The organism is Aquipseudomonas alcaligenes NBRC 14159 (assembly GCF_000467105.1).
Classification (GTDB): Bacteria; Pseudomonadota; Gammaproteobacteria; order Pseudomonadales; family Pseudomonadaceae; genus Aquipseudomonas; species Aquipseudomonas alcaligenes.
On record NZ_BATI01000057.1, the window covers coordinates 1 to 530 of the forward strand.

Genomic DNA, 530 nt, shown 5'->3' on the forward strand with positions numbered 1-530 from the left:
CCCCAGTACCTCAACCTGACGAACCTCAAGGCCCAGCAAGCGGCATTGAGCGCCCAGGTCTCGGCCAATCCGCTGCTGGTGGGGGGGCTGTTTTTCCTGCTGTATGTCGTGGTCACAGCCTTGTCGTTACCAGGGGCTGCCTTGATGACCCTAGTCGCCGGGGCCTTGTTTGGTCTGCTGGGCGGCACTGTGCTGGTGTCCTTCGCCTCTACTCTGGGCGCGACCCTGGCCATGCTGATCAGCCGTTTTCTGCTGCGCGACTGGGTTCAGGCCAAGTTCAGCCAGCGTCTGGGGAGTATCGATCAGGGTATCGAGCGGGAGGGCGCTTCCTACCTGTTTGCCCTGCGCCTGGTGCCGGTGTTTCCGTTCTTCCTGATCAACCTGGCCATGGGCCTGACCAAGCTGCCAGCGCGCACCTACTGGTGGGTCAGCCAGCTGGGCATGTTGCCCGGCACCCTGGTGTTCGTGAATGCCGGGCGTGAGCTGGGGCAGCTGGACTCGCTGAGCGGCATTCTTTCTCCGGGCCTGCT

1 protein-coding gene is annotated in these 530 nt (G+C 63.4%); it reads left to right on the forward strand.

The genetic code is table 11. The features are described from left to right. The coding region (locus PA6_RS21125) for a TVP38/TMEM64 family protein (protein WP_043217236.1) at window positions 1-530 on the forward strand (530 nt) is incomplete at both ends.